The following is a 22,328-nucleotide window of genomic DNA, read 5'->3' on the forward strand; positions in this document are numbered from 1 at the left end:
GCGCCCCGGGCGCGTGCTTCCGGGCTCAGTGACGGTCGGCCGACATTTCCCCGAATATGCGGGCAATCTCGTTCTGCAGCGTCGGCTCTTCCGGTTCGGCTTTGGCGGCCCGCGTCGGATCGACAACGTGGGCAGGGCTTGCAACCGGCGGCACGACGGGCCGGTCCGCGCGGGTTTCCGGCAGAACGTGGTGGACAGGAGCAACCGGTGCGACGGGTTTCGCGGGTGTCTCGCTGGCTGCCAGATGGAGTGCCATCTCTTCTTCCAGCACGCGTTCGAATTCGCTCTGCTCTCCGGAGCGACGAGCCGGCGGCGCCTCGTCCAGCGGCTCGTCAAAGAGGTCATCGTCAAGAAGGTCGTCGACCATCGCCGGCTGGAGCACGCGCTGGCGCGCCGCTTCGAGAATGTCGGCGGCACTGCCGGTGGTCGCCGGTGCGACGGCAACGGCCGGTGTCTCGGATGGCGCCACGGCGATTGCCGATGCTGTTGCCGCAGCAGGCATGGCGAAGCTTGCGGTGACGGGGCTGGGCGCTGCGACCGCGGGCGCCAGCGTGGCCGCCGTCGGTTGAGCTGCCGGTGCGGCAGCAATCGGCATGGGTTGGGCAGCCGGCGCCACGTCCTTCTCCGGCTGAAGCGGAGCGACGGGCGTTGCAGCTGGGGGCTTCGGCGGCTCGGCAACAGGCCGCGGTGCTGCGACTGCAACCGGCTCGGTCGGGAGCGTCCTCATCGGGGGGGCGGCCTTGACGGGCTGTACGGCGGGTTGCGCATTTGCCGGTTCGATCGCCGCTGGCTCAGGTCGGCGGAGTTCAATATTGGGTGCTGGGGCGGGTGTCGGAGCAGGCGCCACCGGACGCGGCTGCGGGGCAGCCGATATGGCAGGCGCTTCTGCCCTTACGGGAGGCTGCACCGGCGTAGGCGCCGGGGTGGCGGCAGGAACAGTGGCCGGACGAACCGACACAGGAGCTTCGATCGGCGCTGTCGTTGCGGGTGCCGCCTCACGTTGCGGCAGGGCGCGGGCTTCGACCGGTGCCGCGACGGCGACCGGGGCGACTTCGGCGGGGACCTGGAGCGGTGCGGACTGCACGGGCGTTGCGGAGAGATAGGCGCGTTCGTCACCGATGCCGCTTTCGATGACGATGTCGGTCGGGCCGCCGATCATCACCAGGTGCTCGACATTGTCGCGGCGCACCAGCACCAGCCGGCGGCGGGCGTCGACCGCTGCCGCGTCGAGCACCTGCAGGCGCGGCTGACGGTTTCGGCCGCCGCGAACGAAGGGCGAGGGTGCGCGGTTTCTCAGGAGCCACAGGACGATGAACAGGCAAAGGAGTGCCAGGCTGACGCCGAGTGCTGCAACCAGAAAACGGCTCCCGTAGGCGGTCACCAGTTCATCAATCATATCGCGCTCTCCTTTTTCCGCTTTCTGGCAGAAGACGGTGGTTTTCGCAATCGGGCACGGGGCAGCGAGACGGGCCGAGGCCGATCCGTCATCGAAAAGACCGGATGATCGGTGTCAAATACGGCAAACCTATGGGGATTGCCGGCTCAAGGCCCCGCAATACCGCGGCTCGGAGCTTTTTGACGCTGTTGCAAATTGCTAAAGAGTATTGAAGCACCCGATTCTCTTCATTGATCGCAGGCGGCGACGAAGGGCTCAAAGGGTTCCAGCACGAGGCATAGATGACAAAGCAGCACATGGGCGCAGACGGCGAAGGACCTCTGGTGGATCGCGGAACCCGTTCCGGAACGGCTCTGCGGATCATCCTGCTGGCGCTCGTGCTGCTGGCCGCCGCGGCCGCCTTCGTCGTCTTCAAGAACCAGCTCGACAACGAGATCGTGCTTGGCCTGCTCGGAATATTGGCGATGATGGGGATCTTCTTCATCGTCTCGGCGGTGATCGGTTTCGTCGAAGTGATGCCGCAGTCGCATTCCGACACGCTGGCGCGGAGTTTTCTTGCGAACCAGCCGGAGGGGATCCTGATCACCGACGCGGAAGGCCGTGTCGTCTATGCCAATGCCGCCTATGGGCGGATGACGGGCGCCACGAAGGCGACCGAGGTTCAGACGCTCGAGGCGCTGCTGTCGCGTTATCGCGAGTCGGGCGAGGCGCTTTACCGACTGACCAACGGTCTTCTGGACGGACGCGAGGGTTATGAGGAGTTCCGGCTTCTGAAACCGCTCGGCAATCTGACGAGTAGCGGCTCGGGCGCCCATTGGTACCGCCTGAAGGCCCGGCTGCTTCCCGGGGAGCGCAGCGACGGCCGGAAACTGCATGTCTGGCAGCTCAGCGACATCACCTCCGAACGCGATGATCAGGAGCGGTTTTTCAAGGAGCTGCAGCACGCGATCGACTATCTGGACCATGCACCGGCAGGTTTCTTCTCGGCCGGTCGCAAGGGCGAGATCTACTATGTCAACGCGACGCTCGCCGAATGGCTTGGTATCGATCTCACCCAGTTTACCCCCGGGTCGTTGCGGATTGCCGATCTCGTGGCCGGCGAGGGCATGGCGCTGATCGATTCGGTTCAGGCGGAGCCGGGACTTTCGAAGACGGAGACGCTCGATCTCGATCTGCGGCGGGTCAACGGACAGAGCCTGCCGGTCCGGATCGTTCATCGCGTTCGCTCGGCACGCGACGGGGCACCGGGCGAAAGCCGGTCGATCGTGCTCGCGCGCCAGGAAGGTGGAAGCGACCAGTCGGCCTCGATCGCGTCCATGCGTTTCACCCGCTTCTTCAACAATACGCCGATGGCGATCGCTTCAGTCGACGGCGAGGGACGCATCCTGCGCACCAATGCGCCGTTCATGAAATTGTTTTCCGATATTGTCGGACGCGACTACGTGGATCGGGGCGGCAAGCTGGACGTTGTCTTCCACGAGAGCGAGCGCGAGCGCTTCCAGCAGGCGCTTTCGGCCGCCAAGGATCGACAGGTCGACATCGCGCCGATCGACAGCCGCGATCCGGAGAACGACACGCGCCATTTCCGCTTCTACGTCAATGCTGTCATCGACCAGAGCGACGAAGCGCCCGAAGAGGCGGCGATCGTCTATGCCGTCGACGTGACCGAGCAGAAGGCGCTCGAAACGCAGATGGCGCAGACCCAGAAGATGAACGCGGTCGGCACCCTGGCCGGCGGCATCGCCCATGACTTCAACAACGTGCTGACCGCGATCCTGCTGTCTTCCGATCACCTGCTGCTGCAGGCGCGGCCGTCGGATGCGAGTTTTGCCGATCTCATGGAGATCAAGCGGAACGCCAATCGCGCGGCGGTGCTGGTCCGGCAGTTGCTGGCCTTCTCGCGCAAGCAGACCATGCGGCCGAGCGTGCTGAACCTGACGGATGTCATCGGTGATCTGCGGATGCTGGTCGATCGGCTGATCTCCGGCACCAATGTCAAGCTCAAGGTTGAGTATGGCCGTGATCTCTGGCCGGTGAAGACCGACCTGTCTCAATTCGAGCAGGTTCTGATCAATCTCTGCGTCAACGCGCGCGACGCCATGCCGAACGGCGGTACCATCACGGTTGCCACCCGCAACGTTTCCGGAGCCGAGGCGGGCAGTTTCAACTATCGCGGCCTTCCGGCCGAGGAGATGGTGCTGGTCGAGGTGGAGGATACCGGCACCGGTATCGCACCGGACATCATGGACAAGATTTTCGAGCCGTTCTTCACCACCAAGGAAGTGGGCAAGGGGACCGGCCTCGGGCTCGCGATGGTCTACGGCATCGTCAAGCAATCCGGCGGCTACATCTATCCGGAATCGGAAGTCGGCAAGGGCACCGTCTTCCGCATCTTCCTGCCGCGCTTCATTCCGGAGGTCGTGCCGGTTGCCGCAGCGACTGCCTCGTCGGTTGCGACTTCCGGCGGCGCCCAGCCGCAGGCGGCGGCAGGACCGGCCGTTGCCGAGAACGCCCCGTCGGGCGAGCCGGACGATCTGACCGGCAACTCGGCCGTCGTGCTCCTGGTGGAGGATGAAGAAGCCGTGCGCCGTGGCGGAAAGCGTATGCTGGAAACGCGAGGATACACCGTTCACGAAGCGGGTTCCGGCGTCGAAGCGCTCGACATCATGGACGAGCTCGACGGCGCGGTGGACATTGTCGTCTCGGATGTGGTCATGCCGGAAATGGACGGTCCGACGCTGCTTACGGAACTGCGGAAGAAATATCCCGACCTTAAGTTCATCTTCGTTTCGGGCTATGCCGAGGACGCCTTTGCCCGCAACCTGCCGGCCGATGCGAAATTCGGATTCCTGCCCAAACCGTTCTCACTGAAGCAACTGGCTGTTGCAGTTCGCGAAATGCTCGACAGCGCAAATTGACTTTTGCAACGTTTGCGGGCGTAGTGGGGTGACGAATGTCAATTCGCGACGTGGGTCGGGGGCGCGATGGGCGACTACGGGTTGAAGCAGGAAGACGGCAAGGCGATTCTCGCTGGCATCCAGTCTGCCGACTGCCTTAACGATATTGCCGGCTCCATCAGCCGACTGCTCTGCCATTTCGGATTTCTCTACTACAAACTCTTCCTGTCGCGGCTGATCGATGCGGGAACGCTGCGCGAGCAACTGCTGCTCTACAGCGTTCCGGAGGCCTTCCTCGACGGGTTTGATGCGATTGGAGACCTGCCGCCTGCTCCGGTCGTCATCATGGCCGCCAGCGAGCGGCAGGCCTATCAGTGGGGCGTCGCCGATCTCGAGCAGAAGGCGCTGAATTTTCCTCACGTTCGGCGCTTGATGGATCTGCTGTCGCGTCACGACATGAGCCGCGGAGCCTATTTCTCTCTGCCCACGCTCGATGGTCGGAAGCACATTCTTGGCGTCTATGGAACGCGCGAACCGCTGCCGCAGGCCGAGATGGAGGAGTTGAACTTTCTCGCGATCCATCTGCTGGACCGGATGGAGGTTCTGGAAAAGCGCCGGGGTTGGCAGCGAACCGGCATTTCGACGCTGGAGATGACCTGTCTGGAGATGGCAGCTTCCGGCCATGATTCCGCGGCGATCGCGCGACGGCTATCGCTCTCTGTGCGCACGATCAACTATCTGATCGGTTCGCTGTGCCGCAAGCTCGGCACCGACCGCCTCGAACATGCCGTGATCGAGGCGGTGCGGATGGGGTACATCGGCTAGGAGCCGGTCCGCAATACGTCGAGGCCCGCGTGAAACGGCTCAGCCGTTCATCGCGACGGCGATTTCCGCAGCGAGCCGGGCGTTGTTTTCGACGAGCGCGATGTTGGTCTTGAGGCTTCGGCCGCTCGTCAGATGGAAGATGGCGTCGAGCAGGAAGGGTGTGACCGCCTTGCCGCTGATTTCCTCGCGCTCCGCACTGGCAAGGGCCCGGCCGATATAGATTTCCATTTCCTCGCGCGGAATTTCGTCTTCCATCGGGACGGGATTGGCGATCAGCATGCCGCCGTCGAGGCCGAGCTGTTCGCGCATGCGCTGGAAATTGGCGATCGCGGCGGGGCTGGGCAGGGTCAGCGGGCTCGCGAGCCCGGAACTGCGCGACCAGAAGGCCGGGAATTCTTCGCTGTCATAGGTGACGACCGGCACGCCGCGCGTCTCGAGCACTTCAAGCGTCTTCGGAATGTCGAGAATGGCCTTGGGGCCGGCCGAGACGACGATCACCGCCGTGCGGGCGAGCTCTTCGAGGTCGGCCGAGATGTCGAGCGTTTCCTCGACGCCGCGGTGCACGCCGCCGATGCCGCCGGTGGCGAACACCGAGATGCCGGCGCGGGCGGCGGCGATCATCGTCGCGGCAACCGTCGTCGCGCCGGTACGGCGCTCGGCAAGGGCGAAGGCGATGTCGGCGCGCGACAGCTTCATGACGTCACGCATCTGGGCAAGAGCGGTGATCTGGTCGGGCTCGAGGCCGATATGCAGCACGCCTTCGATCACGGCGATGGTCGCAGGTACGGCGCCTTGCTGGCGAACGATCGCCTCGACGCTGCGCGCCATTTCCAGGTTGCCGGGATAGGGCATGCCGTGGGTGATGATCGTCGATTCGAGCGCCACGATCGGGGCGTTGCGCGCCTTGGCGGCGACGACTTCGCTGGAGTAGACGATCGGGAGCAGGGGCGAAATGGATTTGGTCATGGGTGCGTCCAGAATTCTCGTGCGGATGTCATGACAGGATTTTTGCCGGCGGGACAAGAGCCAGGCGCGTGTTTAGCAGCTCTTCGGACAGGTTTTCGTCCGTCGCAAAGGGTGAGCGCAGGGTGATGCCGGCGCAGGCGGTGCCCATCCGCAGCGCTTCTGCAAGGCTTGCGCCTGCGATCGAGGCATGGAGATAGCCGGCGGCAAAGGCATCGCCGGCACCGGTGACATCGGCGATCCTCTCGACAGGCGGAGGGGCCAGGACGGCGACGTCCTTCCCGTCGAAGGCAACGGTAAGGCGTCCTCCGGCGGTCACGGTCCCGGCCCGAAGCCCGGCGCGGCGCAGGAGGTCGGGCCAGTCTGCCGGATCCTCTGCCCGCCCGCCCGCCAGTACTTCCGCTTCGGCCGCGTTCATGAAGACATGATCGATGCGGGGCAGGGCGGCTCGAAGGCGGACCGCCTTGGCCGGCGAGATGGCGATCGCGGCAATCGGTTTTGAGGCATGATTGGCCCCGGCGGCCAGCGCGGTGATGGTCTCCGCCGGCAGGTTTGCGTCGCAGAGCACGCGATCCGCCAATCCGAGACTTTCGCGCAGGGAACGGCTGCGCAGCCGGCGCGCGACGAAGAGATCGTAGAGCGCCATGTCGGCGAGCGCGATGACGAGATTGCCGTCGTTCTCCAGGATCGCGGTGTAGCTCGGCGTCGCGCGATCGAGGAAGATGAAGGGGCAGTCATCGATGCCTGCATGTTCCGCGGCTGCGGCTACGCGCTCTCCCTGGGCGTCGCCACCGCGCGGGGAAACCAGCCTGACCGTCCGCCCGAGACGAGCCAGATTCGATGCGGCATTGAAGGCGCCGCCGCCGGGCTCCTCCATCCATGCGCCGGGATTGCTGGCGCCCATGCGGGTGTCTCCCGCGATGCGCCCGCGGCGGTCGATATGGGCGCCGCCGAGGACGAGAATATCGAGGCTCATCATCACCCTTTCAAGCCGGTGTTCCGAAGCGAATCGATTACCCGGAAGAAGCCCGAGCCTGCCATTCCCGATATCGGGCGGGGAACTGCCGTCACGACGCGGACATAGCGAGAACATGCCAAGGATTCCCGTTCTATTTCATGGGTTTGCTCGGGGCTTGCCATTTGAGAACAAAACATGTACATATTCGCCATCGGCTGCTTCATTGCCTATGCGGCTTCAATAACCTAAAGGTGGACCAGATGGCACAAAATTCTTTGCGGCTCGTAGAGGACAAATCGGTGGATAAAAGCAAGGCATTGGAAGCGGCGCTCTCGCAGATCGAACGGTCGTTCGGCAAGGGCTCGATCATGAAACTCGGCGCGAACGAGAGCGTGGTCGAAATCGAGACGGTTTCGACCGGGTCGCTGAGCCTCGACATCGCGCTTGGCATCGGCGGCCTGCCGAAGGGCCGGATCATTGAAATCTACGGACCGGAAAGCTCGGGCAAGACGACGCTTGCGCTGCAGACCATCGCAGAGGCACAGAAGAAGGGCGGCATCTGCGCCTTCGTCGACGCGGAACACGCGCTCGACCCGGTCTATGCCCGCAAGCTCGGTGTCGATCTGCAAAACCTGCTGATTTCCCAGCCCGATACGGGTGAACAGGCGCTCGAGATCACCGATACGCTGGTCCGTTCGGGTGCGATCGACGTGCTCGTCGTCGACTCGGTCGCGGCTCTGACGCCGCGAGCGGAAATCGAAGGCGAGATGGGCGACAACCTGCCGGGTCTTCAGGCGCGTCTGATGAGCCAGGCGCTGCGCAAGCTGACGGCTTCGATTTCGAAGTCGCATACCATGGTCATCTTCATCAACCAGATCCGCATGAAGATCGGCGTCATGTTCGGTTCGCCGGAAACCACCACGGGCGGCAACGCCCTGAAGTTCTACGCCTCCGTGCGTCTCGACATCCGCCGCATCGGCGCGGTCAAGGAGCGCGAGGAAGTGGTCGGCAACCAGACCCGCGTCAAGGTGGTCAAGAACAAGATGGCGCCGCCCTTCAAGCAGGTCGAGTTCGACATCATGTATGGCGAAGGCGTGTCGAAGACCGGCGAACTGGTCGACCTCGGCGTCAAGGCCGGGATCGTCGAGAAATCGGGCGCCTGGTTCTCCTACAACAGCCAGCGCCTCGGTCAGGGCCGCGAAAATGCCAAGCTGTTCCTCAGGGACAATCCGTCTCTGGCGCAGGAGATCGAGATGGCGCTTCGCCAGAATGCCGGGTTGATCGCCGACCGCTTCCTGCAGAATGGCGGTCCGGACAGCGACGGCGGCGGCGACGGCGGCGACATGTAAATCCCCGGCTGCTCCTGCAGTTCGTCAGTTTTGCCGGCCATATCTCGGAAGAGGTATGGCCGGTTTTGCGTCGTGCGGCTGGACAGGGGGAATGGCGAACGATAAAAGCCATTGATTTTCGCGGATTGGCCGGATTCCGGCCTGAATGAAGGGCATGACATGAGCGGCGTGAACGACATCCGGTCGACTTTTCTCGATTACTTCAAGGCGAACGGCCACGAGACGGTGTCATCGAGCCCGCTCGTGCCGCGCAACGACCCGACGCTGATGTTCACCAATGCGGGTATGGTGCAGTTCAAGAACGTCTTCACCGGGCTTGAGCAGCGTCCCTATTCGACGGCCGCGACGGCGCAGAAATGCGTGCGCGCCGGCGGCAAGCACAACGACCTCGACAATGTCGGCTATACCGCACGCCACCACACCTTCTTCGAGATGCTCGGCAACTTCTCCTTCGGCGACTATTTCAAGGAGCGGGCGATCGAGCTTGCCTGGAACCTGATCACCAAGGAATTCGGCCTCGACCGCAAGCGCCTTCTGGTCACCGTCTACCACACCGACGACGAAGCCTTCGGACTGTGGAAGAAAATCGCCGGCCTGACGGACGACCGGATCATCCGCATCCCGACGAGCGACAACTTCTGGGCCATGGGCGATACCGGCCCCTGCGGCCCGTGCTCCGAAATCTTCTACGACCACGGCGACCATATCTGGGGCGGACCGCCCGGCTCGCCGGAAGAGGACGGTGACCGCTTCATCGAGATCTGGAACCTCGTCTTCATGCAGTACGAGCAGATCACCAAGGAAGAGCGCGTGGACCTGCCGCGTCCGTCGATCGACACGGGAATGGGCCTCGAGCGCGTCGCCGCCGTGCTGCAGGGCCGTCACGACAACTACGACATCGATCTCTTCCGCGCCCTGATCGAGGCTTCCGTCGACCTGACCGGTGTTCCGGCCGAGGGCGAGCGCCGCGCAAGCCATCGCGTCATCGCCGACCACCTGCGGTCGTCGGCCTTCCTGATCGCCGACGGCGTGCTGCCGTCGAACGAGGGCCGCGGCTACGTTCTGCGCCGCATCATGCGCCGCGCGATGCGCCATGCCGAGCTGCTCGGCGCGCGTGAGCCGGTCATCTACAAGCTCCTGCCGGTGCTCGTGCAGCAGATGGGCCGGGCCTATCCGGAACTCGTCCGTGCCGAGGCGCTGATCGCCGAGACGCTGAAGCTCGAGGAAACCCGCTTCCGCAAGACGCTGGAGCGCGGCCTGTCGCTTCTGTCGGATGCGACCGTCAATCTCCACAAGGGCGACAGCCTGGACGGGGAAACCGTCTTCAAACTCTATGACACCTACGGCTTCCCGCTCGACCTGACGCAGGACGCGCTTCGCGCACGCGGCATCGGCGTGGACATCACCGGCTTCAACGACGCGATGCAGCGCCAGAAGGCCGAGGCACGCGCGCACTGGGCAGGCTCGGGCGACAAGGCGACCGAGACCATCTGGTTCGAGCTCAAGGAAAAGCACGGTGCGACCGAGTTCCTCGGTTACAGCTCCGAGACCGCCGAGGGGCAGGTCCAGGCGATCGTGCGTGATGGCGCGAGCGTCGAGAGCGCGTCCAAGGGCGAGACCGTGCAGATCGTCGTCAACCAGACACCGTTCTACGGCGAGTCGGGCGGCCAGATGGGCGATGCGGGTCTCATCTCCAGCGATGGCGCATCGGTGAGCGTTTCCGACACGCAGAAGAAGGGCGAAGGCCTCTTCGTCCATGCCGCGACGGTTGCCGAAGGCACAATCAAGGTCGGTGACGCGGTCATTCTTGCCGTCGATCACGAGCGCCGTTCGAGGCTGCGCGCCAACCATTCCGCCACCCACCTGATCCACGAGGCACTGCGCGAAGTGCTCGGCACCCATGTGGCGCAGAAGGGCTCGCTGGTCGCGCCGGAACGCCTGCGTTTCGACGTATCGCACCCGAAGCCGATGTCGGCCGACGAACTCAAGGTCGTGGAAGAGATGGCGAACGCCATCATCGTGCAGAATTCGCCGGTGACCACGCGCCTGATGAGCGTCGACGACGCGATCGCAGAGGGCGCGATGGCGCTGTTCGGTGAAAAGTACGGCGACGAGGTTCGGGTCGTGTCCATGGGAACGGCGATCGACGGGCCGAAGGCCGGAAAGCCGTATTCGGTCGAGCTTTGCGGCGGCACGCATGTCAATGCGACCGGTGACATCGGGCTGGTGCGCATCCTCGGCGAGAGCGCCGTCGGCGCCGGCGTCCGCCGCATCGAGGCCCTGACCGGCGAGTCGGCGCGTGCCTATCTCGCCGACCAGGACGAGCGCGTGAAGCAGCTCGCCTCTGCGCTGAAGGTCCAGCCGGCCGACGTCGTTTCGCGCGTCGAGGCTCTGGTCGACGAGCGTCGCAAGCTGGAGCGCGAACTGGCGGACGCCAAGCGCAAACTCGCCATGGGCGGCGGCCAGGCAGCGTCCGACGAAGCCGTCCGCGACGTGAATGGTGTGCGGTTCATCGGCAAGGTGCTGAACGGCGTCGATCCGAAGGACCTGAAGGGGCTGGCAGACGACGGCAAGGCTTCGCTCGGCTCAGGCGTCGTCGCGTTGATCGGTGTTTCCGAGGATGGCAAGGCGAGCGCGGTCGTCGCCGTGACCGCAGATCTGGTCGGCAAGATCAGCGCGGTGGATCTCGTCCGCGTTGCCTCGGCGGCCCTCGGCGGCAAGGGTGGCGGCGGACGGCCCGACATGGCCCAGGCCGGTGGTCCGGACGGCGACAAGGCCGATGCGGCGATCGAGGCGGTCGCCGCGGCGCTGGCCGGCTAAGTCGTTCTTCGGAAATGTCGCCTTAGCCTCGGGGCTGGCGAGGCAAGAAAAAGTCCATTGGAAGCCGCGGGTCTCGCAACCGCGGCTTCTGCTTTTTCGAAGTCTTCATTCTTGCCTGCTAGTTTGTTGGGCGTTTTCATCGAGGACGACCGGCGCTTGGCAAATTTTCTCAGTCTGCCCACTCTCATGCTCTGCCTCTTCGCAGGCTGGACGACGGTGGCCGTCTTCATCACGTCGGTGTGGCTGGTCGAGCGCCGCTGTCACGAGATGGCTTCCTGGTCCGCCGGGTTCTGGTGCGGGGCGGTCGGCGTCCTGCTTCTGGCGCTGCGCGACCATGGCCCCGACGTTCTGACCTATGGGTTCGGCAATGCGCTGGTGCTGGCCTGTGTCGGGCTGCTGTGGATCGGCTTCCGCGCTTTCGATCGGCAGCCGTATTCCTTGCTGCTTGCGCTGGCGGGAGCGGTCGGCTGGATCGCGACCTATCTGTTCATTCCGCGCTTCTCCGCTGACATCAATCTCCGCGTCATTGCCATGTCGTTCCTCATCGCGGGCTATTCCCTCGAGATAGCACGGACGGCCTGGGCTGGCCGGGCTACCGAGCCGCTCCCGTCACGAGCACTGGTGGCGGGCTTCTTCGCCAGCCACGCCCTCATCTATCTCGCCCGCATCCCCATGGTGATCGTCCAGCCGCTCGCCTCGGCCTTGGATGCCGGTCGCACGTCGTGGAACGCGATCGTGACCTTCGAACTGTTCGTACATGCGATCTTTGCCGGCATGGCTGTCTTCGCGCTGATCCGCGAACGGGCCGCTTACCGCTACAAGATCGCGTCCGAGATCGATTCGCTGACGGGAGTGCTCAATCGCGGTGCCTTCCTTTCGCGGGTTCTCGATGAGACGGCCGCGAGCCGATTGGGAGGGGCGCTGGCGCTTCTCGACGTCGATCATTTCAAGCGCCTCAACGATACCCATGGCCATGGAGCCGGTGATGCAGCGCTTGCGGCACTCGGGCGCAGGGTGTCCGGAATGTTGCCCGTTGGGGCCGTCTTCGGGCGGATGGGCGGCGAGGAGTTCGCGATCTACCTGCCGCGGGTGACACGTGGGGAGGCTGAGGCCCTGGCGGAGGAAATCCGCGGTTCGGTCGGCGCCATGCGTATCGCGTGGGAGGGCAAGGAATTGTCGCTGACGGTCAGCGTTGGCCTCTGCCCGCTCGCCGGCGGTGTCCGGGACGTGAGTGCGCTGCTCGCCGTCGCCGACCGTGCGCTTTATGCGTCGAAGCGGGCCGGACGAAACCGCACAACCACCTTCGAGGCGAGCGCCGGAGAAAGCGCGCTGCCTGATGACCAACATGCAGTTCACGGCTTTGGAGTGCCCGGCTGACGATCAGGCCCTCGCGGCGGCAATTCGGCGCCGCGCCTCTTCGATGGTGGAGACGAAGTTTACGTCGGGGGCGTTTACCTCGTGGGTTTCCAGCATGCGTCGCAATTCCACGCCAGCACCGGCAATATAGACCGTGACCCCGGCGCGCCGCGCCTTGCGGATCGTGCCGGCGATGACGTTGGCGGCCGTCGAATCCATCAAGGACAGGCCGGAACAGTCCAGCACGAAGTGATGGTAGCGGTCGGCTATGCGATCGAGGACGGCGCCCACGGTCGCGGCCGCGCCGAAGAAGAAGGCCCCGCCGAGACGGTAGACGACCGTATCGGCATCGGTGTTGTCGAGCGGGCGTTCGGGCTCGTCGTCATGCTGGGCGACGGTGACGCTCTTGCCCATGCGATCGATGAAGAGCAGGGCGCCGAGCGCAAAGCCGACGATGATGCCTTCCGTCAGGTCGCGGAACACCACGAGCAGGAAGGTGACGAGCAAGACGACGGCGTCGCCGCGCGACGAGCGGATGAGCGCCGCAAACGCCGGGCGCTCGATCATGTTCCAGGAAACGATGGCCAGCACTCCGGCAAGGGCGGCGAGCGGTATGTAGCTGGCGAGCGGCGCGGCGATCGCCATGAACAGCAGGAGGAACAGGGCGTGCAGCATGCCGGAGACCGGGCTCGTGCCGCCGGCGCGGACATTGGTCGCGGTCCGGGCGATGGTGCCGGTCACGCAGATGCCGCCGAACAGTGCCGAGCCGATATTGGCAATACCTTGGGCAATCAGTTCGACGTTCGAGCGGTGGCGCCGGCCGGTCATGCCGTCGGCAACGACCGCCGAGAGCAGGGACTCGATCGCGCCAAGGAGTGCGAAGGCGATCGCATCGGGGAGAACGGCGACCGCGAGTTCCGGCGTGACATGCGGCACCTGTGGCAATGGCAGGCTGCGCGGGATGCCGCCGAAGCGCGTGCCGATCGTCGCGATGTCGAGGTCGAGGAGCGCGGTCGCCGCCGACGCGACGGTGACCGCGATCAGCATGCCGGGCCAGGTCGGGCGCAGCTTGCGAAGGAGCAGGATGAGGCCGACCGTCAACGCGGCGATCGCGGCCGCTGACGGATTGAGGGTTGGCAATGCCGCCGCCAGAACCGGTAGCTTTTCGATGAGCGGTCCCGGTTCCTTCTCTGAGAGGGTGAGGCCGAGCAATTCGCTGATCTGGCTGGCGAAGATGATGACGGCGATGCCGGCGGTGAAGCCGACGGTCACCGGATAGGGAATGAACTTGACGTAGTCGCCGAGCTTCAGGGCGCCGGCAAGCATCAGGAAGCCGCCGGCCATCATCGTCGCAAGGATGAGCCCCTCGATGCCGTGGATCGCCGCCGTGCTCGCGACGAGAACGATGAACGCACCGGCCGGACCGCCGATCTGGTGGCGGCTGCCGCCGAGAAGCGAGACGAGGAAGCCGCCGATGATTGCGGTGTAGAGGCCTCGGTCGGGCGTCACGCCGGACGCGATCGCGATCGCCATGGACAGCGGCAAAGCGACGATCGCGACGGTCAGGCCTGCAAGTGCATCCGCCCGCAGACGGGCAACGGAGTAACCTTCGGTGACGACGCTGACAGTCTTCGGGGTGAAGTCGAGGCTCATGGGCGATCGCTCTGGCGGGTTGCGGAGGATACAGTCTGAACTCGCCTCCACTCTTATCCTGAGTCTTGGCGGCGTCCAAACGGCGATCCTGCGACGGACGGCGCCCAAAGAGCGCAGGATTTGTCAAATCGATCCATGCTCCTGTACCCCTCGCATCGACGGCGACATCGAGGAAAGGAAGTTCCATGCAGAACGGCGCAATCTGGACGGCCTACGAGGCCAGGCTGCGGCGGGTGTCGTCCCATATCTACGAGCATCTGGACGAGGATCTGGACATGGATCGTCTGGCCGAGGTCGCCTGCCTTTCGCCCTATCACTGGCATCGCATCTATCGCGCGGTGCATGGTGAGACGCCCGCGGCCACCGTCAAAAGGCTCAGGCTGCACCGGGCGGCGGGCGAGCTTGCCCAGACATCGAAGCCGGTCTCCGAAGTCGCCCGTCGATGCGGCTACCCCAATCTGCAGTCGTTCAACCGGATCTTTTCTTCGGTCTACGGCATGCCGCCGGCGCGGTATCGCAGTGAAGGCAGCCATCGGCGTTTTCGGCGAAACGGGACCAAGGAGCCCACCATCATGTACGACGTTACAATCCGCAATTTTCCTTCGACCGCGTTGATCGGTATCCCGAATCGGGGATCCTACATGAATATCGGCGAGGCCTTCGGGCGGCTCTATGGCATGCTCCATGCCCGGGGTATCTTTGATCAGCAGAGCCGGATGCTCGGCATCTATCTCGATGATCCCGAAACCGTGGCGGAAGGCGATCTGCGTTCGTTCGCCTGCGTGACGTCCAATGCGCCCTCTCAGGTGGAACCGCCACTCGAGGCGCCGACCATAGAGGAGGGTGAATGCGCCGTGCTCAGGCACCAAGGTCCTTATGCGGACATGCGCTCGGCCTATCAGTGGCTCTATGGCGACTGGCTGCGACAGTCAGGCCGGGAGGTCCGGGACCAGCCTGTTTTCGAGATCTACCTCAATAATCCGCGCGACGTTCAACCGACCGAACTCCTGACGGAGATCTGGCTGCCGCTAAAGTGAAAGGCCGGTGACACTGGCCTCCCGGTGCCCCGCTTCAAGAATGTTCAGGCCTGGAGAGCCTGCATGGCCGCGTCATCCTTTTCGCGGGCACGCCGGTAGGCCGGACGGTCGGTGACGCGGGCAAGATAACTCTCGAAGGCCGGACGTTTCTCGATCGAGCCGAACTGCAGTCCCCAGCCGATATGGGAGCCCACATAGACATCCGCTGCGGTGAAGGTGCTCCCGGCGACGAAGGGGTTGGTGGATACGGCGATTTCGAGCGTATCCATCACGTCCTCGTAGGAACCATAGCCGATCATGCGGTGGCGCTCCGGCGGCACTTCGAAGCCGAGGCTGCGGTTGCTGACGGCGGCCTCGAGCGGACCGGCCGCGAAGAACAGCCACCGGTAATAGCTGCCGCGCGCCTGCTGCGACGGTGCCAGCCGTGCCTCGGGGAAAGTGTCGGCAAGATAGGCGCAGATCGCTGCACATTCGGTCACGACCACGTCGCCATGGCGGATGGCGGGAACCTTTCCCATCGGATTGACGGCCCGATAGTCGGGCGATTTCATCGGCGGACCGAAAGGGAGGATGACAGTTTCATAGGGCTGGGCGGTTTCTTCGACCATCCACCGGGCAATGCGCCCGCGCGACATGGGGTTCGTGTAAAGCGTCAGTTGCGTCATTCCGGCCTCCCATGAATGTTCTCTTTATGTTCTTTTTTAATCCCATTCTGTCGGAACCGCAAGCCGGATTCAGGCAACAAAAAACCCGGCGTGAAGCCGGGTTTCTTTGATGCGTTGACCGGATGCCTCAGGCAGTCATGGCCTTCTTGAGGTTCTCGTCGACCTTGTCGAGGAAAGCGGTGGTGGAGAGCCACGGCTGATCCGGACCGATGAGCAGCGCCAGGTCCTTGGTCATGAAGCCGCTCTCGACGGTGTCGACGCAGACCTTTTCGAGCGTCGTGGCGAAGCGGGCGAGCTCGGCGTTGTCGTCCAGCTTGGCGCGGTGGGCGAGGCCACGGGTCCAGGCGAAGATCGAGGCGATCGAGTTGGTCGAGGTTTCCTGACCCTTCTGGTGCTGGCGGTAGTGGCGCGTGACCGTGCCGTGGGCGGCTTCGGCCTCGACGGTCTTGCCATCGGGGGTCAGCAGAACGGAGGTCATCAGGCCGAGCGAGCCGAAGCCCTGGGCAACCGTGTCGGACTGGACGTCGCCGTCGTAGTTCTTGCAGGCCCAGACGTAGCCGCCGGACCACTTCAGCGCCGAGGCAACCATGTCGTCGATCAGGCGGTGTTCGTAGATGATGCCGGCTTCGTCGAACCGGGCCTTGAATTCGGTCTGGTAGACTTCCTCGAAGATATCCTTGAAGCGGCCGTCATAGGCCTTGAGGATGGTGTTCTTGGTCGACAGGTAGACCGGCCACTTGCGCATCAGGCCGTACATCATCGAGGCGCGGGCGAATTCGCGGATCGATTCGTCGAGGTTGTACATGGCAAGCGCCACGCCGGCGCCCGGAGCCTTGTAGACTTCCTTTTCGATGACTTCGCCGTCTTCGCCGACGAACTTGATGGTCAGCGTGCCCTTGCCCGGGAACTTGAAGTCGGTTGCCTTGTACTGGTCACCGAAGGCGTGACGGCCGACGACGATCGGCTTGGTCCAGCCGGGGACGAGGCGCGGAACGTTCTTGCAGATGATCGGTTCGCGGAAGATGACGCCGCCGAGGATGTTGCGGATGGTGCCGTTCGGCGACTTCCACATTTCCTTGAGGTTGAATTCCTTGACGCGGGCTTCGTCCGGCGTGATCGTCGCGCACTTGATGCCGACGCCGTGCTTCTTGATGGCGTTGGCGGCGTCGACGGTGACCTGGTCGTTGGTGGCGTCGCGGTTTTCGACCGAGAGGTCGTAGTATTCGATCTGCAGATCAAGATAGGGCAGGATCAGCTTTTCCTTGATGAACTGCCAAATGATGCGCGTCATCTCATCGCCGTCGAGATCGACGACCGGGTTGGCAACCTTGATCTTGTTCATGAGTATCCTCGCAGCTAGGGGGAGGGACGAGGGTCCCTGATTTGCGTATGGCTGGGCTATAGCATCCCGCTTCGGGAACGCAAAGCACCGAGCCCCCGCTGTAATGCCTTTTCGTTCACAAAATCATACCAACTTTGGCCGCATCCGGAACCTGCGGCCGCCTTGTGGTTTGGGCCGTCTCGGCTAGATTGCCGCCGAACGAATTCGCTTCTTTTCCAGGAACACGACCATGAAGTCTCTTGTCGCCGCCGCCGTGCTGATGCTTGCAGCGGGTACGGCCCTTGCAGCCGATCCGACCGCACCCGTCAGAGAGGTCATCGACGTGACCGCGGGCAACTGGAAATCCGAAAATCCAACCTCCGAGGATGTCTTCAGCAAGGACCGTCTGGCTCGGCTTTTCAGCGCGGATTTCGCGACGGCCTACGCCGAGGCATCGAAGCATCCCGCCTATGACCCGCCGGAAGGCGAGACGACGGGTTCTCCCTTCGACTACGACCCGATCGCCGGCGGCCAGGATGGTTGCCCGTTCGAAAATATCCGCGTCGAAGACGACGGCGACGGCCAGGTTGCGGCTCTCTTCAACAACATGGCCTGCATGGGTGACGATCCTGCCAACAAGGAAGACCGGGTGCTGCTCTTCCACGTGAAGGAAGAAGCCGGGCGCCAGGTCATCGACGATTTCTACGTGGTGGTCGACGGCAATTCAGGCGAGTCCTTCAAGGACGAACTCCGCAAGATCGCGGCGGATTGAGCGGCCTCCGCTGATAACGAGTGAAAAAGGAACCCGCCATGAAGGTGATCAAGACCCTGGCGACTGCCTGCGGGCTCTGCCTTCTCTCCGGTCCCGCGGTCCTAGCCAACGAGCCGGCCGATCCGGTCCGGGTGCTGATGGACATGGCGGGCTATAATGCCGGCGTCGAGCCGAATGCCAAGGCCGTCTACGACGACTATTTTTCGGCCGGCATGCTGCTCAACTATTTCAGCCAGGGTTTTGTCGAGGCCTATGGTGCCGCTCTTCTGGCGAGCAAGCGGGCGCATGACAACATGCTTCTCGATTATGACCCGGTGATCGGTGGTCAGGACGGTTGCCTGCCCAAGGACGTCGTCTACGGCAAGCCGCAGGTGAAGGGCGCCTCGACCGAGGTGCTCGTCGGGTTCAAGCGCAACTGGTGCTATGACGGCGAATACGAGGGCAAGGACGAGGTGACCGAGGTCATCTATCGGCTCGTCCAGGAAGACGACGAAGTCGGCGAGAAGCGTTACGTGATCGACGACATCCATTTCGTCAACGACGTGCCGTTGCGCGGCGAACTCGAAGCGCTGGCGAAATGAAAACGATCCCAACCTGCCGGAGACCATCCATGAAGCTTCCCGTCCTCGTCCTCGGCTTCGCGCTGATCGGCGGCCTGGCCCAGGCCGGTGAACCGCAGGATCCCGTGGTGACACTCATGAAGGTCGCCGACGGTATCGAGGGAAACAGCGAGGCCACCGACTATTTCGACGAGGTGCTGCTGAACTCGATCTACAGCAAGAGTTTTTCGCAGGTTTATCGCATGGCGGCGCTGTCGGATCAGCTGCTCGACCTGCAGGGCTTCATGACCGGTCAGGACGAAGTCGTGGTCAGCCAGGACCCTTGCGAAATGAAGGACCTGAAGATCGTCGCCGGCAAGGCGAAGGGCGCCGTCGTGCCGGTGGAGGTCTTCTTCGACGTTTCCTCCTGCTGGGGCAACAAGCCCGACATGACGCAGCCGGCACTGAGGTTCCATGTCGTCCAGGAAGACGGGCACTATGTCATCGACAATTTCTGGAACAGCGACTACCAGAACGGCGATCCCGCAACGTCCGTGAAGGCACGCTTCGCCTCGCTGGTGAAGGACAATGTCGACATGATGGTGAAGGGTGTCGGCGGCGAGGAATAGGCCTCTTGCCCTTTGCGTCTAAGCAATTTTGTGCGAATGGGAGCCCGCAATTCCGTTTGAGGGCGAACAATGGCAGGCACCAACAGCGAACGCGTACTTCTGGCCGAGGGACCGGCGGTCATCCTCGTCGAGCCGCAGCTCGGCGAGAATATCGGCATGGTCGCCCGGGCCATGGCCAATTTCGGCCTGTCGGAGCTGCGCCTCGTCAATCCGCGCGATGGCTGGCCGAGTGAAAAGGCGCGTTCCGCCGCCGCCAAGGCAGACCATGTGATAGACGGAACGCGCGTCTTCGAGACGCTCGAGGAGGCGATCGCCGACCTGAACTTCGTCTATGCGACCACGGCCCGCGAGCGTTACGGCTACAAGCCGGTCCGTGCCCCTGTCGTTGCCGCCCAGACGTTGCGGGCGAAGTTCACTGCGGGGGAAGGCACCGGCATCCTGTTCGGCCGCGAGCGCTGGGGGCTCACCAACGAGGAGGTGGCGCTTGCCGACGAGATCGTGACCTTTCCCGTCAATCCCGCCTTCGCGTCGCTCAACATCGCCCAGGCCGTGCTGCTGATGTCGTATGAGTGGATGAAGTCGGGGCTCAAGGACTTGACCGACGTGGCTTTCCAGCCGCTCGAACAGAGCCCGGCCACCAAGGAACAGCTGTTCGGCCTGTTCGATTTCGTCGAGGAGGCGCTCGATGCGCGCGGTTACTTTCGTCCGGAAGGCAAGAAGCCGAAGATGATCGACAATTTGCGCGCCGTGCTGACGCGTCGCGCCTTCACCGAGCAGGAAATCAGCATTCTCCGCGGGGTTTTCGCCACATTCGACCGTTACAGCCGCAAGAATCCGCGCGGCAGCGCAGGGGCTGGCGCGGGCAAGGGGGCAGACGGGGCGGACGATGGTGCAGACGGGGAATGAACTGAAGCCGGTGCTGGTTTTCGACAGCGGCATCGGCGGTCTCACGGTGTTGCGCGAGGCACGGGTGCTGATGCCGGAGCGCGGCTTCATCTATGTCGCCGACGACGCCGGCTTTCCCTATGGCGGCTGGGAAGAGGCGCCACTCCGGCAGCGTATCCTCGATCTCTTCGGTGATCTGCTTCGCACCTATCAGCCGGAGGCGGTGATCGTCGCCTGCAACACGGCCTTCACACTTGCCGGCACCGATCTTCGCCATGCCTTTCCGGACATGCGCTTCATCGGGACGGTGCCGGCCATCAAGCCGGCCGCGGAACGCACCCGCTCGGGCCTCGTCTCGGTGCTGGCGACCCCCGGAACGGTGAAGCGCGCCTATACCCGCGATCTCATCCAGTCCTTTGCCGCGAAATGCCACGTGCGGCTTGTCGGTTCGGAAAACCTGGCGCGGATGGCCGAGGCCTACATCCGGGGTGAGTCGGTGGCGGACGAGGCAGTGCTGGCCGAGATCGCCCCTTGCTTCGTCGAGAAGGACGGCGCGCGGACCGACATCGTTGTGCTTGCCTGCACGCATTACCCCTTCCTCGCCAACGTGTTTCGCAAGCTTGCGCCCTGGCCGGTCGACTGGCTCGACCCGGCGGAAGCGATTGCCCGGCAGGCGCGGCGCCTCGTCCCACTCGTCGAGGGGGCCGAACATCCGGAAGGTTTCGATTTTGCCGTCTTCACCTCCGGCAACCCGGATTTCTCGACCCGTCGACTGATGCAGGGTTTCGGTCTGACGACGACGGTCTTGCCGGACAAGGGTTTCGCCCCCTAAATCTACGCCTTCTATTTGGAAAGCGACGCACAATCATGGTAGAGGTCTTTACCCGACACCTGAACGGTGCCGGTTCACAGGAGCCCTGATCTCATTTGCTTACTGAAATTTTAATTGTTGCCTTTCTCACCGTATTGAATGGTGTTCTGGCCATGTCGGAGATGGCCGTCGTTTCCTCGCGCACGGCGCGCCTCAAGGTGCTGGCCGAACAGGGAAACCGGGGAGCCACCATCGCCATGCGGCTCGCCGAAGAGCCGGGCCGCTTCCTGTCGACAGTCCAGATCGGCATTACCCTTGTCGGCGTGCTCTCGGGCGCCTTTTCCGGCGCCACGCTCGGTGCCCGTCTTTCGTCCTGGCTGCAATTGCAGGGCCTTTCCGAGGGCATGGCGAGTGCACTCGGCGTCGGTTCGGTCGTCGTCGCCATCACCTATCTTTCGCTGATCGTCGGCGAACTCGTCCCCAAGCAGATCGCCCTTCGCAATCCCGAAGCGGTCGCCTCCCGCGTCAGCACGCCTATGCTGGTTCTTTCCAAGATCTCGGCGCCGCTGGTCTGGCTGCTCGACAATTCCGGCCGGGCACTCCTGGCGCTGCTCGGTCAGCATGGCGCCTCCGCCGGAACTGTCACCGACGAAGAGATCAAGACGGTTCTCGCCGAAGCGCAGAGTGCGGGCGTCATCGAGAACGAGGAATCGGCGATGATTTCAGGCGTCATGCGGCTTGCCGACCGCACCGCGCGTGGCCTGATGACGCCGCGCCGCGATGTCGAGGTTCTCGACGTCGACGACACGCTGGAGGAAATCCGCGTCAAACTGCGCAGCGCCGCCCATTCGCGCCTGCCGGTGCGTTCGGGCGATTCCGACGAGATCATCGGCGTGCTGTTCGCCAAGCGGATCTATGACGCGATCGCGCTCGGCTCCGACTTCGACATCCGCGAACACTTGAGCGAAGTGCCGATCGTGTCGGATCTGGCGAGCGCAGTGGACGTCATCCAGGCGATCCGCAAGACGCCGCTGCACATGGTCCTCGTCTATGACGAATACGGCCATTTCGAAGGCATCATCACCTCGGGCGACATCCTGGAGGCCATCACCGGCGTGTTCCAGGAACATGAGGACGAGGAACCTTCCGTGGTGCAGCGTGCGGACGGCTCCTACCTGGTGGCGGGCTGGACGCCGATCGACGAGTTCGTCGAACGCATCCGCATCCCGGTCGAGAACGATCCGGATTTCACCACGGTCGCCGGTTTCGTCATCGCCGAGCTCAAGCGGATCCCTGATCTCGGCGAGAGCTTCGAGACAAATGGCTGGCGCTTCGAGGTGATCGACCTCGACGGCCGGCGGATCGACAAGCTGCTGGTCTCCCGGGTGGTCGAATCGGTCGGCTGAGCCGCCAATCGCCTGTGGGTTAACGATTTCGGCTAGCGCAAAGGCC

General features: G+C 63.8%; 18 protein-coding genes. 12 read left to right on the forward strand and 6 right to left on the reverse strand.

The window, feature by feature from the left end; translation table 11 throughout:
- Positions 1-25: 25 nt before the first annotated feature.
- Positions 26-1,396 (reverse strand): flagellar biosynthetic protein FliO, encoded by a 1,371-nt coding sequence (locus HHL25_RS04365; protein WP_169587632.1) that lies wholly within the window; start codon positions 1,394-1,396, stop codon positions 26-28.
- Positions 1,397-1,677: 281 nt separating this feature from the next.
- Here HHL25_RS04365 and cckA point away from each other — a divergent pair, with 281 nt between their 5' ends.
- Both cckA and HHL25_RS04375 read left to right on the forward strand, forming a co-directional pair.
- On the forward strand, positions 1,678-4,314 hold the full coding sequence (cckA, locus tag HHL25_RS04370) for a cell cycle histidine kinase CckA (RefSeq protein ID WP_169587634.1): 2,637 nt from the start codon (positions 1,678-1,680) through the stop codon (positions 4,312-4,314).
- A gap of 66 nt (positions 4,315-4,380) precedes the next feature.
- Positions 4,381-5,118 (forward strand): helix-turn-helix transcriptional regulator, encoded by a 738-nt coding sequence (locus tag HHL25_RS04375; protein WP_169587635.1) that lies wholly within the window; start codon positions 4,381-4,383, stop codon positions 5,116-5,118.
- A gap of 39 nt (positions 5,119-5,157) precedes the next feature.
- On the opposite strand, the gene HHL25_RS04380 is transcribed toward HHL25_RS04375, so the two are convergent.
- Both HHL25_RS04380 and HHL25_RS04385 read right to left on the reverse strand, forming a co-directional pair.
- Positions 5,158-6,084, reverse strand: coding sequence for a pseudouridine-5'-phosphate glycosidase (locus HHL25_RS04380; RefSeq protein WP_169587637.1), 927 nt, complete (start codon positions 6,082-6,084; stop codon positions 5,158-5,160).
- A gap of 28 nt (positions 6,085-6,112) precedes the next feature.
- Positions 6,113-7,057 (reverse strand): carbohydrate kinase family protein, encoded by a 945-nt coding sequence (locus tag HHL25_RS04385; protein WP_169587639.1) that lies wholly within the window; start codon positions 7,055-7,057, stop codon positions 6,113-6,115.
- Positions 7,058-7,299: 242 nt separating this feature from the next.
- Here HHL25_RS04385 and recA point away from each other — a divergent pair, with 242 nt between their 5' ends.
- From recA to HHL25_RS04400, 3 genes are all read left to right on the forward strand, one after another.
- The gene (gene recA / locus HHL25_RS04390; protein ID WP_169587641.1) at positions 7,300-8,388 is read left to right on the forward strand and encodes a recombinase RecA; all 1,089 of its coding nucleotides are present in this window, start codon (positions 7,300-7,302) and stop codon (positions 8,386-8,388) included.
- Positions 8,389-8,547: 159 nt separating this feature from the next.
- Entirely contained in the window at positions 8,548-11,208 is a 2,661-nt protein-coding gene (gene alaS, locus HHL25_RS04395) for an alanine--tRNA ligase (protein WP_169587643.1), read from the forward strand.
- Between the two features lie 156 nt (positions 11,209-11,364).
- Positions 11,365-12,585 (forward strand): diguanylate cyclase domain-containing protein, encoded by a 1,221-nt coding sequence (locus tag HHL25_RS04400; protein WP_169587645.1) that lies wholly within the window; start codon positions 11,365-11,367, stop codon positions 12,583-12,585.
- Positions 12,586-12,588: 3 nt separating this feature from the next.
- On the opposite strand, the gene HHL25_RS04405 is transcribed toward HHL25_RS04400, so the two are convergent.
- Positions 12,589-14,217, reverse strand: a complete 1,629-nt coding sequence (locus HHL25_RS04405; protein WP_169587647.1) for a SulP family inorganic anion transporter — start codon at positions 14,215-14,217, stop codon at positions 12,589-12,591.
- 185 nt (positions 14,218-14,402) lie between these two features.
- Here HHL25_RS04405 and HHL25_RS04410 point away from each other — a divergent pair, with 185 nt between their 5' ends.
- On the forward strand, positions 14,403-15,254 hold the full coding sequence (locus HHL25_RS04410; RefSeq protein ID WP_169587648.1) for an AraC family transcriptional regulator: 852 nt from the start codon (positions 14,403-14,405) through the stop codon (positions 15,252-15,254).
- 44 nt (positions 15,255-15,298) lie between these two features.
- Here HHL25_RS04410 and HHL25_RS04415 read toward each other — a convergent pair whose 3' ends face one another.
- Together HHL25_RS04415 and HHL25_RS04420 are read right to left on the reverse strand one after the other, a co-directional pair.
- Entirely contained in the window at positions 15,299-15,919 is a 621-nt protein-coding gene (locus HHL25_RS04415) for a glutathione S-transferase family protein (protein ID WP_169587650.1), read from the reverse strand.
- Between the two features lie 127 nt (positions 15,920-16,046).
- Complete coding sequence (locus tag HHL25_RS04420; protein WP_169587652.1) at positions 16,047-17,261, reverse strand: NADP-dependent isocitrate dehydrogenase; 1,215 nt, start codon at positions 17,259-17,261, stop codon at positions 16,047-16,049.
- 229 nt (positions 17,262-17,490) lie between these two features.
- Here HHL25_RS04420 and HHL25_RS04425 point away from each other — a divergent pair, with 229 nt between their 5' ends.
- The 6 genes from HHL25_RS04425 (at position 17,491) to HHL25_RS04450 (ending at position 22,282) form a co-directional block, all read left to right on the forward strand.
- On the forward strand, positions 17,491-18,012 hold the full coding sequence (locus tag HHL25_RS04425) for a hypothetical protein (RefSeq protein ID WP_169587654.1): 522 nt from the start codon (positions 17,491-17,493) through the stop codon (positions 18,010-18,012).
- Positions 18,013-18,050: 38 nt separating this feature from the next.
- Entirely contained in the window at positions 18,051-18,593 is a 543-nt protein-coding gene (locus HHL25_RS04430) for a hypothetical protein (RefSeq protein WP_169587656.1), read from the forward strand.
- Between the two features lie 29 nt (positions 18,594-18,622).
- On the forward strand, positions 18,623-19,180 hold the full coding sequence (locus HHL25_RS04435) for a hypothetical protein (RefSeq protein WP_169587658.1): 558 nt from the start codon (positions 18,623-18,625) through the stop codon (positions 19,178-19,180).
- 69 nt (positions 19,181-19,249) lie between these two features.
- Positions 19,250-20,086: an RNA methyltransferase gene (locus tag HHL25_RS04440; RefSeq protein ID WP_169587660.1), complete on the forward strand. Its 837-nt coding sequence runs from the start codon at positions 19,250-19,252 to the stop codon at positions 20,084-20,086.
- Positions 20,067-20,897 (forward strand): glutamate racemase, encoded by an 831-nt coding sequence (gene murI, locus HHL25_RS04445; RefSeq protein WP_169587662.1) that lies wholly within the window; start codon positions 20,067-20,069, stop codon positions 20,895-20,897. Before HHL25_RS04440 ends, murI begins: the two co-directional genes overlap by 20 nt.
- A gap of 95 nt (positions 20,898-20,992) precedes the next feature.
- A complete protein-coding gene (locus HHL25_RS04450) occupies positions 20,993-22,282 on the forward strand; it encodes a hemolysin family protein (RefSeq protein ID WP_169587664.1) in 1,290 nt (429 codons plus the stop codon).
- Positions 22,283-22,328: the final 46 nt, after the last annotated feature.

Source organism: Rhizobium terricola (assembly GCF_012927355.1).
In the GTDB taxonomy this organism is placed as follows: domain Bacteria; phylum Pseudomonadota; class Alphaproteobacteria; order Rhizobiales; family Rhizobiaceae; genus Allorhizobium; species Allorhizobium terricola.